Source organism: Bradyrhizobium murdochi (genome assembly GCF_000472965.1).
GTDB lineage: Bacteria > Pseudomonadota > Alphaproteobacteria > Rhizobiales > Xanthobacteraceae > Bradyrhizobium > Bradyrhizobium murdochi.
In genome coordinates this window covers 28026-45076 of sequence record NZ_AXAU01000033.1, presented here as the reverse complement: position 1 = coordinate 45076, position 17051 = coordinate 28026, and the positions used below count along the sequence as shown (strand labels likewise).

The 17051-nt window shown below is 63.2% G+C and carries 13 protein-coding genes; 10 read left to right on the top strand and 3 right to left on the bottom strand.

The features are described from left to right. Positions 1-827 precede the first annotated feature (827 nt). From tolQ to pal, 7 genes are all read left to right on the top strand, one after another. A complete protein-coding gene (gene tolQ, locus YUO_RS0134815; RefSeq protein WP_028351338.1) occupies positions 828-1541 on the top strand; it encodes a protein TolQ in 714 nt (237 codons plus the stop codon). Between the two features lie 37 nt (positions 1542-1578). Further along, positions 1579-2055 carry a biopolymer transporter ExbD gene (locus tag YUO_RS0134810; protein WP_028351337.1) on the top strand — a complete coding sequence of 159 codons (477 nt, stop codon included), beginning with the start codon at positions 1579-1581 and terminating at the stop codon, positions 2053-2055. Positions 2056-2108: 53 nt separating this feature from the next. Next, positions 2109-3035: a cell envelope integrity TolA family protein gene (locus tag YUO_RS0134805; protein WP_028351336.1), complete on the top strand. Its 927-nt coding sequence runs from the start codon at positions 2109-2111 to the stop codon at positions 3033-3035. Between the two features lie 71 nt (positions 3036-3106). Continuing rightward, positions 3107-4438, top strand: coding sequence for a Tol-Pal system beta propeller repeat protein TolB (gene tolB, locus YUO_RS0134800; protein ID WP_035728283.1), 1332 nt, complete (start codon positions 3107-3109; stop codon positions 4436-4438). Between the two features lie 182 nt (positions 4439-4620). Further along, on the top strand, positions 4621-6954 hold the full coding sequence (locus tag YUO_RS0134795) for a putative bifunctional diguanylate cyclase/phosphodiesterase (protein ID WP_028351334.1): 2334 nt from the start codon (positions 4621-4623) through the stop codon (positions 6952-6954). A 161-nt stretch (positions 6955-7115) separates the two neighbouring features. Next, entirely contained in the window at positions 7116-7856 is a 741-nt protein-coding gene (locus YUO_RS0134790; RefSeq protein ID WP_028351333.1) for an N-acyl amino acid synthase FeeM domain-containing protein, read from the top strand. A gap of 303 nt (positions 7857-8159) precedes the next feature. Then, the gene (pal, locus tag YUO_RS0134785) at positions 8160-8651 is read left to right on the top strand and encodes a peptidoglycan-associated lipoprotein Pal (protein WP_028351332.1); all 492 of its coding nucleotides are present in this window, start codon (positions 8160-8162) and stop codon (positions 8649-8651) included. 4 nt (positions 8652-8655) lie between these two features. Here the strand turns inward: pal and YUO_RS42735 are convergent, their stop codons facing one another. Next, positions 8656-9579 carry an alpha/beta fold hydrolase gene (locus tag YUO_RS42735; RefSeq protein WP_051379804.1) on the bottom strand — a complete coding sequence of 308 codons (924 nt, stop codon included), beginning with the start codon at positions 9577-9579 and terminating at the stop codon, positions 8656-8658. Between the two features lie 181 nt (positions 9580-9760). Here YUO_RS42735 and ybgF point away from each other — a divergent pair, with 181 nt between their 5' ends. The 3 genes from ybgF to ftsH all read left to right on the top strand — a co-directional run bounded on the left by ybgF (position 9761) and on the right by ftsH (position 14175). Next, positions 9761-10903 carry a tol-pal system protein YbgF gene (ybgF, locus tag YUO_RS0134775; RefSeq protein ID WP_028351331.1) on the top strand — a complete coding sequence of 381 codons (1143 nt, stop codon included), beginning with the start codon at positions 9761-9763 and terminating at the stop codon, positions 10901-10903. 50 nt (positions 10904-10953) lie between these two features. Continuing rightward, complete coding sequence (gene tilS, locus YUO_RS0134770; RefSeq protein ID WP_028351330.1) at positions 10954-11985, top strand: tRNA lysidine(34) synthetase TilS; 1032 nt, start codon at positions 10954-10956, stop codon at positions 11983-11985. A 267-nt stretch (positions 11986-12252) separates the two neighbouring features. Continuing rightward, complete coding sequence (gene ftsH, locus YUO_RS0134765) at positions 12253-14175, top strand: ATP-dependent zinc metalloprotease FtsH (RefSeq protein ID WP_028351329.1); 1923 nt, start codon at positions 12253-12255, stop codon at positions 14173-14175. 55 nt (positions 14176-14230) lie between these two features. Here the strand turns inward: ftsH and YUO_RS0134760 are convergent, their stop codons facing one another. Both YUO_RS0134760 and metE read right to left on the bottom strand, forming a co-directional pair. Continuing rightward, entirely contained in the window at positions 14231-14431 is a 201-nt protein-coding gene (locus YUO_RS0134760) for a hypothetical protein (RefSeq protein WP_028351328.1), read from the bottom strand. A 181-nt stretch (positions 14432-14612) separates the two neighbouring features. Then, on the bottom strand, positions 14613-16970 hold the full coding sequence (gene metE, locus YUO_RS0134755; RefSeq protein WP_035728278.1) for a 5-methyltetrahydropteroyltriglutamate--homocysteine S-methyltransferase: 2358 nt from the start codon (positions 16968-16970) through the stop codon (positions 14613-14615). Positions 16971-17051: the final 81 nt, after the last annotated feature.

Genomic DNA, 17051 nt, shown 5'->3' with positions numbered 1-17051 from the left:
AGACGTAGGCGCAGGAAGCGTACGGCGAAGTCGTGTGGTTCGGGCGCCGCGGTGCTGGCGTTAAGCTGCGTGAAACTATTTGCGCAGCGACGGAGGCAAAAGAGCCGTTCTCCGGGAAGAGTACGAAGTAAGCCGTAAAGCCATTGCGCAGGGAAGGCCGGGATGCTCCCGCTGTACCTGTATGCTCGTGTGCATTTTCTTTTGCGCAAATCGCACACGAGACCGCGGGTGCAGCCAGCACCCGGTCTTCCCTGCGCCCTCAGATGTGAGAGGGCCAAGCGAAGATGCAAACCTCGGGCGCAATGCGTCGCGAGATCGCGAATGTGCGTCTATCGTAGGATGGGTAGAGCGAAGCGAAACCATCACCTTCTGCGCCGGCATTGATGGGTATCGCTTCGCTCCACCCATCCTACAGGATTGCATGACGCGGACAGATCTTGTCCGCCTCGCCCTAAGGAGACCGCGGAGCGGCTGTCTCGAATGGCGGGGCCACCGGCCGCCCCGCAACCTCCGGGAGGGCCTGGAACCCGGGGCCCCCGGCCCCCGTAACCGCCCGGCCGCACTGGACTTCCGGCAGTGGAATTCCCTATTGGTAACCGAAAGTTAACTAAGCTTAGCGTCTGGTTAGGGACGGAATGACGCGCTGGCAGCCCTCGTTTTGACATGTTGGCAGGGGAAGCAATGCCCGGCTTTCGGCGGGCCCCCCATGCGACAGGAAACAGGCTCTCGCGCTGGCGCAAATCGCCGCGCCCGACGCGCGGTTGTGAACCCGGCGGCCATTTGCTCCCGGAGGAATTAGGGACACTTGCGTTGAGAGGATACTACTCATGAATCCCGCCGACGTGGCTCCGTCAGCTCTGCCGCTCGTCTCGGCCGACGTGTCGCTGATCGCGCTATTCTGGCAGGCCCACTGGGTCGTGAAGTCAGTCATGCTGGGCCTGCTCGCCTGCTCGGTCTGGGTCTGGGCGATCGCGATCGACAAGATTTTCCTCTATTCGCGCACCAAGCGGGCGATGGACCGCTTCGAACAGGCGTTCTGGTCGGGACAATCGATCGAGGAGCTCTATCGCGCGCTTTCGGCGAAACCGACGCAGTCGATGGCGGCGTGCTTCGTCGCCGCCATGCGCGAGTGGAAGCGCTCGTTCGAGAGCCAGTCGCGCTCCTTTGCCGGATTGCAGATGCGGATCGAGAAGGTGATGAACGTCTCGATCGCGCGCGAAGTCGAGCGGCTGGAGCGGCGGCTCCTGGTGCTGGCAACCGTCGGCTCCGCCGGCCCGTTCGTCGGCCTGTTCGGAACCGTCTGGGGCATCATGTCGAGCTTCCAGTCGATCGCGGCCTCGAAAAACACTTCGCTCGCGGTCGTTGCGCCCGGCATCGCGGAGGCGCTGTTTGCGACCGCTATCGGTCTTATCGCCGCCATCCCGGCGACGATTTTCTACAATAAGTTCACGTCCGAGGTGAACCGGCAGGCGCAGCGGCTGGAAGGTTTTGCCGACGAGTTTTCAGCCATCCTGTCCCGCCAGATCGACGAGCGGGCGTGAGGGCGGCCAATGACGAGCGCATCGTGAGATCAAGATCATGGCGATGAACATGGCAGGTTCGGCCGGAGGCGGCGGTGGCCGTCGCGGCCGGCGTCGCGCCGCGGTGATGGCGGAGATCAACGTCACGCCGATGGTCGACGTGATGCTGGTGCTGCTCATCATCTTCATGGTGGCCGCGCCATTGATGACCTCGACCATCGATATCGATCTGCCCGTCGCCGGCGGCGGCAAGCAACTGCAAGCCAACGCGCCGCCGCTGACGCTGTCGGTCAAGCGCACCGGCGGTGCCTGCAATTCCAACGTCGAGCTCTATCTCGGGGACACGCTGATTCCGGCCAATGAGCTCCTGCCCAAGATAACGGCGATCAAGGAGACCCGGTCGGAGGCCGAGAGGGTGGTATACCTGCGGGGCGACAAGGACGTCTGTTACACGGATATGATGAAATTATTGGGGTATATTCGGACGGCGGGGTTCAAGGCGAATATCGTCATCGCGCCGGAGCAGGGCTCCTGAGCCATGCAGCGGCGCGCGGTGATTGACGGCGGAGCGGAAAAGCGCAGGTGAAGATCAAGGTCGACAAGACTGTGATGGCGTCGGTTGCCCTGCACGTCCTCGTGCTGGGGTGGGTGATGCTGTCGTTCTCGACCAAGGCGCTCGAAATGCCGCCGGAAGATTCGGTGGCGGTCGATGTCGTTTCGTCCGACCAGCTTGCCAAGGTGATGGCGGGCATGAAGACCGGCAAGAAGGAAAACCCGAAGCCGCTGGTCGAGAAAGTCGCCGAAGCCAAGCCGGTCGATGACGCTGTCGGCAAAATTACCGAGAAAGCGCCTGTTGTGACCGAGACCGCAGCGCCTCCGCAGCCGAAGATCGAGGAAAAGCCGGTCGAGAAGAAACCCGATCCGCCGAAGGTTGTCGAGAAACCGAAGGAAGAGCCGAAGCAGGTCGAGAAAAAGCCCGATCCGCCGAAGGTCGATCAGATCGGCGACACCATCAAGAAGGAAGAGAAGAAGCCGCCGCCGAAGCCGCCGGTGCAGGCCGCCAAGCCGCCAGAGCCGCAGAAGCAGAGGATCGTGGAACGGCACTTCGACCAGAACCAGATCGCGGCCCTGCTCGACAAGCGCGATCCGTCGCGCCAGGCCACGACCGGCGACACGCTGAATTCCAATGCCGCGCTCGGCACGGCGAAGGGCGCAGCCGCGGACAATTCCGCAACCTGGGGTTCGATGTTCCAGCGGCAGGTCGAGCGCTGCTGGAAGAAGCCGTATGGCGGGATAGAATCGCAGAAGCCTGAAGTCGCGTTCGCGATCCGTCTGAAGCGCGACGGCACGCTCGAAGGCACGCCGGTTCCGGAAGGCGTTCCGGCGACGCCCTATCTTCGGGTCTACCAGGAGAGCGCGCTACGCGCGATCATCGAGTGCCAGCCGTACAAGCTGCCGGCGGCATTTTATGACGAATGGAAATACTTCGCGCCGGTGTTCAAAGAAAAAGTCTGATTGCGCTCGCCCGTTGGCGATCACACATGAGCAAGATCGAAGCGATGACTGACAAAGATGGATTGCCAACAATGCCATTCCGCCTGAACCGTCGGCAGATCATTACCGGAATGGCTGCGCTCGGCGCGGTCGCCGGCGGTCGCAATGCCTTCGCGCAGGCGCCGAAGCGGATCCCCATTCCCGAGGGTGAATTCGTTCCGCTGCCGATCGCGATCCCGAATTTCGTGGCGGGCACGCCTGGTGATGCCGAGGTCGGCGTCGGCGTGGCGCAGGTCATCACCAACAACCTCAAGCGCAGCGGGCTGTTCGCGCCGATCGATCAGGCTGCTCATATCGAGCGCATCGCCAATATCGACGTCGCGCCGCAATTCCAGAGCTGGAAGCAGATCAACGCGCAGGCGCTGGTGACGGGCCGGATGACGCGGCAGGGCGACGGCCGCCTGAAAGCGGAATTCCGCCTCTGGGACATCAACACCAACCAGCAACTCACCGGCCAGCAATACTTCACCTCGCCGGAATACTGGCGGCGGATCGCGCACATCATCTCCGACCAGATCTACGAACGCATGACCGGCGAGAAGGGCTATTTCGACAGCCGCATCGTGTTCGTCGACGAGACCGGATCGAAAGAGCGCCGCGTCAAGCGGCTGGCGCTGATGGACCAGGACGGCGCCAATGTCCGGTATCTGACCAGGGGCTCCGATCTGGTGCTGACGCCGCGCTTCTCGCCGTCGACGCAAGAGATCACCTATATGGAATTCGGCCAGGGCGATCCGCGCGTCTATCTGTTCAACGTCGAGACCGGGCAGCGCGAGATCGTCGGCAATTTCCCCGGCATGTCGTTCTCGCCGCGGTTCTCGCCGGACGGCCAGCGCATCATCATGAGCCTGCAGCAGGGCGGCAACTCCAACCTGTTCGTGATGGATTTGCGTTCGAAATCGACGACGCGGCTGACCGACACGCCGGCGATCGACACCTCGCCGTCCTATTCGCCCGACGGCAGCCGGATCTGTTTCGAATCCGACCGTGGTGGCAAGCCGCAGATCTACGTGATGCCAGCCACCGGCGGCGGCGCGCAGCGCATTTCGTTCGGCGAGGGCAGCTATTCGACGCCGGTGTGGTCGCCGCGCGGCGACTACATCGCCTTCACCAAGCAGGGCGGCGGCGCGTTTGCCATCGGCATCATGAAGACCGACGGCTCGGGCGAACGAATTCTTACCTCCGGCTTCCACAACGAAGGTCCGACCTTTTCGCCGAATGGCCGGGTCGTCATGTTCTTCCGCGACCCCGGCGGCAGCGGCGGGCCGTCGCTGTACACGGTCGATATCTCCGGTCGCAACGAATTGCGCGTACCAACGCCCGGTTTCGCCTCCGACCCGGCGTGGTCTCCGCTCCTGTCATAATGGAACCCGGCCGCGCCGGCGGCCCATCGTTGTCAGGCAAACATTGCCTAGCCTGCTGATTTTTCAGGCAGATTTCCACAACCGGAAACCCGCGGCAACATCTTGGTAACGATGTTCCCTCAGAAAGACTTCATCTCCAGAGGGTAAGACTGCGCAACCGACAGGACGCCAGTACACCCCACATGCAGCTCGCAAATCAGAGCGGAGAGCCAGATCAGCGACAGATATCGCCGAAGATTGCGGCGGCGCTGATCGATTCGCTGTTCGAAACCCAAGGTCCGGTGCATGTCGGCATCTTCTTCCTGGCCGTCGCGTCGAGCCTGACGGCGCTGAAGACCGGCGAAAATCTGATCTGGGTGTGCGTCGGGCTTCTGCTGTTTGCTGGTGCGATCCGGGCTTTCGATTTGCAACGCTACCAAGCGTGTAAAGCGAACCTGACGGCCGACGAAGCTGAGCGATGGAAAAAGCGATATCAGATCGGGGCGATTATCCAGGCCGCTGCAATCGGCATATGGGGCGCCGTCACCATGCTGAGCAGCGACGATGCCGTCGCCCATATGATTTGTTTGTCCGTCATTACGGGGGTCTTATCGGGAGGCGCGGGCAGGGCCTATGGACGGCAATGGACGTTCCAGTTGCAGGCTGTACTTGCCTTCGGTCCAACCGTGATCGCGCTGGCGCTGCGTGGCACGCCCTATTACGTCGCTATGTCGGTTATCACCGCGGCATTCCTTATCGTTGTCATGCAGATGTCGGCCAATTTGCACGGCATATTCTTGCGGGCGCTTCTGGCGCGCGAGCGCGAGGCGGCGCTCGCCGGACAGTTCGATACCGCCTTGAACAACATGCCCCACGGTCTGTGCATGTTCCGCGGCGACGGACAGCTTGCGGTGATGAATCACCGCTTCTGCGAAATGATGGATCTGTCCGAAGATCTCGTGCAGCAGGGCGCGAGCGCGCCCGACATCATCGCCGCCTGCGTGATCGCCGGATCGATCTCGGCGGCGAGTGGGCAAATGATTCTCGCCGAAATCGAGAATTCACAGGCCAAGGACGTCATCACCGCCGACCCCGACATCACCAGAAACCGTTCGCTATCGTGGACCTTCCAGCCGATGGCCGGCGGCGGCGCAGTGGTGCTCCTGGAAGACATTACCGAGCGGCGCAACTCCGAAGCCAAGATCAGCCATCTGGCCCGCTACGACGAACTCACCGAGCTCCCCAACCGGGTCAATTTCCGCGACGAGATCGGACATCTTCTGGCAGCCCAGCAGGGCGCCGAACAGTTGTCGGCGCTGCTGTTCGTCGACCTCGACCAGTTCAAGCAGGTCAATGACACGCTCGGCCATCCCTGCGGCGACCAGTTGCTGTGCGCGGTGGCCGCTCGCCTGCGCGAGATGCTGCGGCCCGAGGATTTCGTGGCGCGCTTCGGCGGCGACGAGTTCGTGGTGTTCCAGCAGAACATCCACTCCGCCGACGATGCCGCCGGTCTTGCGCGGCGCATCGTCGATCGCCTGAGCGAGCGCTACAAGATCGACAACCATCTGGTCGAGATCGGCGCCAGCGTCGGCATTGCCATGACCTCGCGCGGCATCAGCGCCGACACACTGCTCAAGAATGCCGACATGGCGCTCTATCGCGCCAAGGCCGACGGCCGCGGCACCTTCTGCTTCTTCCGGGAGGAGATGGCGCAAATCGTCGAGTCCCGCCGTATCCTCGAACTGGACCTGCGCAAGGCGCTGGCCAACGAGGAGTTCGAGCTGTTCTTCCAACCGCTGGTCAACCTCAAGTCGGGCCGGATATCGACCTGCGAGGCGCTGATACGCTGGAATCATCCAGTCCGCGGCACGGTGTCGCCGACCGATATCATTCCAATCGCCGAGGATATGGGCCTGATCGTCGATCTCGGCCGCTGGATTTTGCGCAAGGCCTGCATGGAATGCATGAAATGGCCCGAAGCCGTCAGCGTTGCCGTCAACTTCTCGCCGCAGCAGTTCCATCAGCGCGACGTGCTCAGCGAAGTCCGCTATGCACTCGAGGTCTCCGGCCTGCCGGCGAACCGGCTCGAAATCGAGATCACCGAATCCTCGCTGCTGCGTAACACGCAGTCGACCCACGACGTGCTGTCGCAATTGCATTCGCTCGGCGTGCGGATCTCGCTCGACGATTTCGGCACCGGCTATTCGAGCCTCAGCTACCTGCACAACTTCCCATTGCAGAAGGTGAAGATCGACCGCTCCTTCCTGGAAGGGATCGACAGCGACCGTCCGCTGACGCTGCTACGCGGCGTGGCGCGGCTGTCCGCCGATCTTGGAATGTCGGTCGTGGTCGAGGGCATCGAGACCAACGAGCAACTCGAATTGATCAGCGCCGACGGGGCGGTAACGGAAGCGCAGGGCTATCTGTTCAGCCCGCCGGTCCCGGCCGTACGCGTCCGGCAGTTGCTCAATGCGTCGCACGGTCGCCGCATGCCTGACGACCAGCTCATCGCTGTTTCTTCGCGGTCGATCGCCTGACTTCAGCGTAATCAGTCCCCCTGTTCGTGCTCTCGACATGGCTACCCCCGGCTTTGCGGGTGGCAGGGGTTAACCCTAACGTGTCTAAGCCTTTGCAATTTTGTTAAGGAGCCGTTAATCTTTCACACTCGTGGAAGTTGTTGTGGAGGTTAGGAGTACAGATGAAGGCCGGAGCCGAACCGCGCACTTCGCTCTTTGGGCCGGAGTCAGGGTTGTCCGATCGGGTCGATTACCGACTGATGGAAACTCCCGAGGAAAAAGATTGCATCTATTTGATGCGGTACAAAGCCTATCTGCATGGCGGAGTAACCGCGCCGTCAGAGTCTCAGCGCGTCAGCGATCATTACGACGATGCCCCCAACGCCTGGATGTTCGGAGTCTATGTTGACGGAGAACTCTGCAGTTCGCTCCGCCTCAACGTCGTGACGTCGGAATGTCGGATTTCCGGTTCAGTTGATTTGTTCGGCGATGTTCTTCACCCGCGGCTCGATCAAGGTGAAGTTTTCATCGATCCGCTTCGTCTTGCTGCGCTCCCCGAAAAGGCGAGGCGGTTCCCTGACCTTCCCTATCTGACGGTGCGGCTGGCCTATATGGCATGCGAGCATTTCAACGCCGATACCGGGCTCGCGCTCGTTCGTGCCGAGCACCAGGCGTTCTATCGCCGGGTCTTCATGTCGGAGGTCATCGCCGAACCGCGTTCGTTTCCGGGCTTCTTGCCCAAGGTGGCATTGATGGCGTCCGATTACCGCGCCGTGCGGGAAAAGGTCATGACCCGTTTTCCCATCATGCGTTCGACGTCCGTCGAGCGGCGGATGCTGTTCCAGCGCGCCGGTGAGCGCCATTCCTCGCCGCGCGGGGTCGTCAGATCCTTCGAGCAGGCCTCGATCGTTCCGATTTCCTGAACCGGCCGGACAACGACGGACCAGACCATCCGGCCCCACAGGGCTCCTATCCAAATTCCGCGACTTGTCATTCCTGGGTCACCGTTGCCTAAACACCGCAAATCCGGTGATTTCGGCCCATGCGCACTTGCCTTCACCCTCGCGCCACATTTACAAACCATTAACTATCGCGGTCGCTTTTCACGGTTTGTCGGCATTTGATCGGGTCTGGCAAGGTTCCATCAAGGTTGACGGAATGTTTGCTTAACCATCGACCTGTAGACCAGATAACAGTCGAAAAACGTGAGCGTTGGAGGCTCCGGAATGAAATACCAGATGCGTATCCTCCAGGGATGGAAGCTGGCGGCCGTGGTCGCTGTGGCGCTGTCGATGGGCGCCTGCGCCAAGAACAACGTCGGCGCCGATGGCGCGATGGCCAGCGCGGCAAGCCCGGGTAGCCAGCAGGATTTCGTGGTTAATGTCGGCGACCGCGTGTTCTTCGAGAGCGACCAGACCGATCTGAGCCCGCAGGCGATCGCCACGCTGGAGAAGCAGGCGCAGTGGCTGCAGACCTACAACCGCTACTCCTTCACCATCGAAGGCCATGCCGACGAGCGCGGCACCCGCGAGTACAACATCGCGCTCGGCGCCCGCCGCGCCCAGTCGGTGCGCAGCTATCTCGCCTCGCGCGGCATCGACCCGAACCGCATGCGCACGATCTCCTACGGCAAGGAGCGCCCGGTCGCGGTCTGTAACGACATCTCCTGCTGGTCGCAGAACCGCCGCGCCGTCACGGTGCTGAACGCCGGCGCCTGAGCCGTCAGGCCTTTTGCAGAGTTTCGAAGCCGGCGCCCTCGGGCGCCGGCTTTACTTTTGGGCGCAGGATGAAATCGCGGATGACGGCCAGCGTGCGTTCGGGGGCATCATTGACCACGCCGTGGCCGCAACCGGCAAAGCGCTCGAACTGCACGAGGTGCGGCGGCAGCGCGGCGGCGATATCCGCTTGGCTCTCGATCGGATGTATCGGGTCGTCCTCGCCGCCGAGCACGAGTGTTGGGCAGCGGATGCGACCGAGATCCGGAAACAGGTTGAACCTGTCGCTCTCGCCATCGGGTCTTGCAAACCAGTGCAGCGCCACCTCCCGGCGATTGACCGCGCGTCTCGCCATGTCCGGATCGCGCGGCATTCGCGTATAGACCGGCATGGCTAGCCGCAGCCAGGCGTCGCGCTCTGCCTGGTCCAGGGGGCCTTCGGGCTCCAGAAACCGTCGCCGAGCCAGCGCACCCACTTCCGGCCCACCGAAGCGCTCAAACAGCGCTACGCGCCGTTCCCGATAGGAACCACCGGCGGCCTCGGTGCTGATGAGGATCAGCCTGGAAGGGTGATCCGGATGGCGCGTGACATAGGCGAGTGCGACCATGCCGCCGAACGACGCGCCCAAGACGATCGGATCGACGATGCCAAGGGCCTCGCAGAACGCGTGCACGTCGTCGCCCCATTGCGCCAAGGTCCAGCGCTCGCGCGGGCCGTCCTCGCTGCGGCCGTTGCCGCGGTGGTCGAGGTAGACGATCTGGGCGATATCGGACAGGGCGGAATAGGCCGGCCGGTAGATCGAATGGTCGAAACCCGGACCGCCGTGAAGCATTAGCAGCACCGGTTTTTCCCGCATCGTGGGGCCGTCGGGGACGAATTTCGCGCCCTCGACATCAAAGAACAGCCGCACCCCGTTCACGGACACGTGCATCGGCGGGTCTCCCTCGATTTGTGAACGGTCGGCCGCGTCGGGCGGCTTGTCTTGAAGGGGATACTAAACCATACCGGGCTGCAGCGAACCGATTCGGAAATGCCAGTCACAATTCTGGCGTACTCCCTCTCTCAATGTGTTCTGCTTTCGTTTGACACGTGATTTTCGTCGTCGGGGCAAAATGTCACTCAGATTCCTCAATGCTGCCGGCGCCGCGGCGATTGCCGCGATGCTGGCTTTGTCTGTGCAGCCCTCGGCCGCACAGATCACGTTCCCGTGGGAGCGTTCCCCGCAAGGCTCCCCGCAAGTCCAGGCGCAGTCCGACGACGCTGATCTGGAGATGCGGATCCAGCGGCTGGAAAACCAGCTCCGGCAACTGACCGGCCAGAACGAGGAACTGCAGTACCGCAACCGCCAGCTCGAAGAGCGGCTGCGCCAGCTCGGCGCCGCGCCGCCGGCACAAGGCGGCCAGCCTCCGGCGGCGCAGCCCAGCGTGGCTGCCGCACCGCCTCCAGTTCAGCCCGGCCCCCCGCAGCAACAGGGCTATCCCCAACAAGCCTATCCGCAGCAGGGGGCTCGTCAGCCGCAGGGCTATCCGCAGGCCCAACCCGGCTATGACCGGCAACCGCAGATCGCATCACCGGCGCCGACCGTGCAGGAGCCGGCCCCGGCGGTCGGCGGCCGCCGCCGTGGCGATGCGTTCGACCCCAGCCAGAATCCCAACGCTCCCGGTGCGCCGCGTGCACTCGGCGGCGGCCAATTGCCGATCTCGAATGAAGCTTCGGTCGGCGCGCCCGGCGGACGCGGACCCGGTGAGCCGCTCAATCTCGGCGGTCCGCGCGATCCCGGTGGCGCCTTGCCGCCGCCCGCTGCAGCCGCACCGCCGCCACGCGGCCCGGGGCCCGGCGCCAGTGCCGCGCTGACCCCGTTGCCGCCCTCGGCCACGTCGAAGGACGAGTTCGATCTCGGCATCGGCTACATGCAGCGCAAGGACTATGCGCTGGCCGAAGAGACCATGAAGAACTTTGCGCAGAAATATCCGAGCGATCCGCTGATTGGAGATGCGCAATACTGGCTCGGCGAAAGCTATTTCCAGCGCCAGCAATATCGCGACGCCGCCGAAGCGTTCCTCGGCGTGACCACCAAGTTCGACAAATCAGGCAAGGCGCCAGACGCGCTCTTGCGGCTCGGGCAGTCGCTGGCGGCGCTGAAGGAAAAGGAAGCCGCCTGCGCGGCGCTCGGCGAGGTGACGCGGAAATATCCGCGCGCATCTGCCGGCGTCAAGGCCGCCGTCGATCGTGAGCAAAAGCGGGTTAAGTGCTAAAGCATAAGCCGGTCGAGGCCGCAATCGGTCTCGAATAGACTGGCGATGCCATGCCTGACGACGACCACGCGCCGATCTCGGTACAGCAAGCGAAAGAGCTGTTCGCGCACTGGAAGGTCGCGCCCGCGCTCGTGCTGGCGGTGTCTGGCGGGCCCGATTCCCTTGCCCTGATGTGGCTTGCCGCCCGCTGGCGCCGTGCGTTGTCACGCGGGCCGCGGTTGATCGCCGTCACTGTCGATCATGGCTTGCGGCCCGAGGCCGCGCGCGAGGCGCGCGGCGTCAAGCGCGTCGCGCGCTCGCTTGATCTGCCCCATCGCACGCTGCGCTGGACCGGCGCCAAGCCGAAAACCGGCTTGCCGGCTGCAGCGCGGGAGGCGCGCTATCGCCTGCTGGCGAAAGCTGCGCGGGCAAGCGGCGCGACGCACATCCTGACCGCGCATACCCGCGACGACCAGGCCGAGACACTGTTGATGCGGATGCTGCGCGGCAGCGGCATCGCCGGTCTCGCGGCGATGGCGCGCGAGAGCGAGCGCGAGGGCGTGTGGCTGGCGCGGCCGCTGCTGGATATCCCGAAATCCCGGCTCGTCGCGACGCTGGACAAGGCAAAGATCGCCTTTGCCGACGATCCCACCAATCGCGACGTGAGCTTCACGCGGCCGCGGCTGCGTGCATTGATGCCGGCTTTGGCAGAGGAGGGCGGTGACAGCCGAAATCTGGCGCGGCTGGCTTCAAGGCTGGCGCGGGCGAATGCCGCGATTGAAGTGCTGGCTGATGGCGCCGAGCGCTATCTCGCGGTGAGAGATCGTGATGATGCCACGCGCTTCGGGTTCGATGCCCAGGCGTTTGCCGGTCTGCCCGAGGAAATCCGGCTTCGGCTGCTCAAGCGCGCGATTGATCGGGTCGGTCACGAAGGACCCGCGGAACTTGGCAAGGTCGAGGCGCTGCTAACAGTACTGGACAACGCCATTGCGAACGGCCAAAAGCAATCAAGACTGAAAAAGACGCTTGCCGGGGCCGCAATCAGTCTTACCGGAGGCCGAATTTATATCGATGCAGCGCCGCCGCGGGGTAGCCGGGCGTGAGAAGCGTTCCTATCTCCCAATATGCGGTAGTATCGGGACCGAGAGCCTTAACCACCCGGAAAAACCCCGGCCTTTTGCGCCATGTTTTGACCGGGAATCGCGTTAAGATGCGTTAAATAGTCCCGTGTGGTTCCCTTGGCATTGACCCGGGCGCCACCTAGATTGGGTGCAGTGGACCGGGGATTCTCGCCTCACTACCCAAGGAATATTCTAGGGTTACTACCAAGGACATAGGGCCGCGATCCGCGCGACCACGAAGGAAGATCAATGAACGCCAATCTGCGCAACTTCGCCCTCTGGGTCATCATTGTCTTGCTGCTGTTGGCATTGTTCACGCTTTTCCAGAACCCGGGTCAGCGCACGTCCTCGCAGGACATCACCTTTTCGCAGTTGTTGAGCGAGGTCGATCAGAACCGCGTGCGCGATGTCGTGATCCAGGGGCCGGAAATCCACGGCACCTTTACCAACGGATCCTCGTTCCAGACCTATGCACCGAACGATCCGACGCTGGTGAAGCGTCTCTATGACGGCAAGGTTTCGATCACCGCCAAGCCGCCCGGCGATAACGTGCCGTGGTTCGTGTCGCTGCTGGTTTCCTGGCTGCCCTTCATCGCGCTGATCGGCGTGTGGATCTTCCTGTCGCGCCAGATGCAGGGCGGCGCCGGCAAGGCGATGGGCTTTGGCAAGTCGCGCGCCAAGATGCTGACGGAGGCCCATGGCCGCGTCACTTTCGAAGACGTCGCGGGTGTCGATGAAGCCAAGCAGGACCTGCAGGAGATCGTTGAGTTCCTGCGCGATCCCGGAAAATTCCAGCGCCTCGGCGGACGGATTCCGCGCGGCGTGCTGCTGGTCGGCCCTCCCGGCACCGGCAAGACGCTGATTGCGCGCGCGGTCGCGGGCGAAGCCAACGTGCCGTTCTTCACGATCTCGGGTTCTGACTTCGTCGAAATGTTCGTCGGCGTCGGCGCAAGTCGCGTCCGCGATATGTTCGAGCAGGCCAAGAAGAACGCGCCCTGCATCATCTTCATCGACGAAATCGACGCGGTCGGCCGTCATCGCGGCGCGGGCCTCGGCGGCGGCAATGACGAGCGCGAACAGACGCTCAACCAGTTGCTGGTCGAGATGGACGGTTTTGAAGCCAATGAAGGCGTGATCCTGATCGCCGCGACCAACCGGCCCGACGTGCTGGATCCCGCGCTGCTGCGTCCCGGCCGTTTCGACCGCCAGGTGGTGGTGCCGAACCCGGATGTCGTCGGCCGCGAGCAGATACTGAAGGTTCACGTTCGCAAGGTGCCGCTGGCGCCCGATATCAACCTCAAGACCATCGCGCGCGGCACCCCGGGCTTCTCCGGCGCCGACCTGATGAACCTCGTCAACGAGGCCGCGCTGACGGCTGCCCGCCGCAACAAGCGCATGGTGACGCAGGCCGAATTCGAGGAAGCCAAAGACAAGGTGATGATGGGCGCCGAGCGCAAGTCGCTCGTCATGACCGAGGAAGAGAAGCTCTTGACGGCCTATCACGAGGGCGGCCATGCCATCGTCGGCCTCAACGTCGTCGCGACCGATCCGATCCACAAGGCCACGATCATCCCGCGCGGCCGCGCGCTCGGCATGGTGATGCAGTTGCCCGAACGCGACAAGCTGTCGATGTCGCTGGAGCAGATGACTTCGCGCCTCGCCATTATGATGGGCGGCCGTGTTGCCGAAGAGCTGGTCTTCGGCCGCGAGAAAGTCACCTCGGGCGCGGCCTCCGACATCGAGCAGGCGACGCGGCTGGCACGTATGATGGTGACGCGCTGGGGCCTGTCGGAAGAGCTCGGCACCGTGTCCTATGGCGAAAACCAGGACGAGGTGTTTTTGGGCATGTCGGTGTCGCGCACACAGAACGCATCCGAAGCCACCGTCCAGAAGATCGACAAGGAGATCAAGCGGCTGGTTGAGGAAGGCTACAACGAGGCGACGCGAATTCTCACCGAGAAGCGCGATGACCTCGAGATGCTGGCCAAGGGCCTGCTCGAATTCGAGACCCTCACGGGCGAGGAGATCATCGACCTCTTGAAGGGCAAGAAGCCCAACCGCGAGTCGGTCTTGGAGCCGAGCACGCCGCGCGCTTCCGCCGTGCCGCCCGCCGGCAAGCCGCGCCCGCGTCCCGATCCCGACCCGGGTCTGGAGCCGCAGCCCCAGGCGTAAGCGGCGGTCGGTTCTGAACAACGAAAACGCGGCGGTGACGCCGCGTTTTTTTGTGCTAAGGCGCCGCGGCTGGTGCCCCGAGGTGTACAGCCAGAATGTGTTCCGGCGTCTCCGTCACCTCGATGGTCTGCCCATCGCCGCCGACAAAAGCCAGCACGGTGCGCTCGCCGTCGCGCGACATGCTGCCGACGAGCGCGATGTTGATATGGATGGGCTGCCCCGTCTCGAACCTCGTGCATTGAATCCAGAAGCGCATTGCGGTCTCCTTCGATCTGCCGCGGTGATCATAAAGCTGTAGTGTGGGCAAAGCGACTTGTCCGCCGTAGCTCAATGAGCGAAGGCGGAAGCGTGCCCACCATCACATCGAAGATCCCGGAGAAATGGTGGGCACGGCGCGAAGCGCGCCTTTGCCCACCCTACGCGGCAGCAATTTCGCGCTACACGGTGGCGCGCAACTCGCGGGCCGCGGCGACCATGTTGGCGAGCGCGGGTCGGACCTCCTCCCATTTGCGGGTCTTCAATCCGCAATCCGGATTGATCCAAATCTGGGTGTCGGAGAGCCGCTCTCGCGCCAGCTTGAGCAGGCCGGTCATCTCGCCGATCTCGGGCACCCGCGGCGAATGGATGTCGTAGACGCCGGGGCCGATTTCGTTCGGATAGCGGTAATCCCTGAACGCATCGAGCAACTCCATCTTCGAACGCGAGGTTTCGATCGAGATCACGTCGGCGTCCATCGCGCCGATCGCGCCGATAATGTCGTTGAACTCCGAGTAGCACATGTGGGTGTGGATCTGCGTTTCGTCGCGCACGCCGGACGAACAGAGGCGGAAGGCGTCGACGGCCCAGTCGAGATAGACCTTCCATTCGGACTTGCGCAGCGGCAGGCCCTCCCGCAGCGCGGCCTCGTCGATCTGGATCATGCCGGCGCCGGCGGCTTCGAGATCGGTAACCTCGTCGCGGATCGCGAGCGCGATCTGCCGGCAGGCTTCGCTGCGCGGAATGTCGTCGCGGACAAACGACCAGTTCAGGATGGTGACGGGGCCGGTGAGCATCGCCTTCATCGGCTTCTTCGTCAGCGACTGGGCATATTGCCACCATTCGACGGTCATCGGCTTCGGCCGGGAGACATCGCCGAATAGCACAGGCGGGCGAACGTAGCGCGATCCGTAGGATTGCACCCAGCCGTGCGCGGTGAAAGCGAAGCCTGCGAGCTGTTCGCCGAAATACTGCACCATGTCGTTGCGCTCGAACTCGCCATGCACGAGCACGTCGAGTCCGATATTTTCCTGCCAGCGCACGGTGCGGGCGGTTTGGTTCTGCAGATAGAGCTTATAGGCTTCGTCCGTGAGGGCGCCCTTGGCGTGAGCGGAGCGGGCATTCCTGACGTCGGCGGTTTGCGGGAACGAGCCGATGGTCGTGGTCGGGAACGCCGGCAGGTTGAAGCGCTTGCGCTGAACGGTGGCGCGTTCTGCAAAGATGCTGGAGCGGAAGCGCATCGGTTCATTGATGCCGGCAACGCGTGCCGCTACCTTCGCATTGTGAATGCGCGGCGAGGCCTTGCGGGAGGTCGCCGCCTGGTCCGAGGCTTTCAGCGTGGCCTCGACCGCTGCGCGGCCACTGGCCAGCGCTGTTCCGAGCGCGGTCAGCTCCTCGAGCTTCTGTATCGAAAACGCGAGCCAGCTCTTGATTTCGGGATCGAGCCCAGTCTCCAGCGCCAGATCGATCGGGACATGCAGTAGCGAACAGGAGGGCGCGATCTGCACACGATGCCTGCCGAGTTTGGCGATCACGGGCTCGAGCCGGTCGAGAAGCCGGCTCAAATCCGCACGCCAGATGTTACGGCCATCGATGATTCCGAGCGACAGCACGCGGTCACCAGGGAAGCCTGCAAGCTCGTCGATCTGCTCCGGCGCGCGCACGAGGTCGAGATGCAGGCCGGCGACGGGCAGGGATAGCGCGGTGTCGCGGTTGGCGCCGAGCCCGCCAAAATAGGCCGTGAGCATGATCTTGAGCTGCGGCACTGCGCTCGCGATCTCCGCATAGGCGTAGTGCAGCGCCTGCTGGGCGACGATATCGAGGTCGAGCACGAGACACGGCTCGTCGATCTGTACCCATTCCGCGCCCCGGTAAACAAGTTCGCGCAGCACCTCGATGTAAACCGGCAGCAAGCGATCAAGCAGGGACAGCGGATTGAAACCGGCATCCTTGCTCTTGGCGAGTTTGAGAAACGTGACGGGGCCGACCAGCACGGGGCGGGTTTGATAGCCCAGCGCCTTGGCTTCCTCGTATTCCTTGATCGGCTTGCGCGAGGCGAGGTTGAACTGCTGATCCTTCGCCAGCTCGGGCACCATGTAGTGGTAGTTGGTGTCGAACCATTTTGTCATTTCCAGCGCCGGCACGCCATGCGCATCGTCATGCCCGTGACCGGCATGGCCGCAACTCGTCTCATGCGGCTTGCCTTGCGCGCCGCGGGCCATCGCGAAGTAAGTCGCAAGCGAGACCGGCCCGCCGTTCCAGCGATAGATTTCAGGGATTGCGCCGACCATGACGGATGTGTCGAGCATCTGGTCGTAGAACGAGAAATCGTTCGACGGAATCACCGTGACGCCGAGCTTTTTCTGGCGCGCCCAGTTGGCGGCGCGAAGCCCGACGCCGGTTTCTATCAGCGCCTTCTCGTCGGTTGCGCCGGACCAGAAACTCTCCAGCGCGAATTTCAACTCGCGGCGCGGACCGATGCGCGGCGTGCCGAGGGAAGCAACGGGAAGTGAAGAAGTGGAGATGGTGGAAGAAGACATTGGCTTAACCCCAAAAGTTGGGGGCAAAGGCCGAAGTGACACGTCTGGATTTTCGCGAACGGCAGAGCGCGCGCGGAAAAT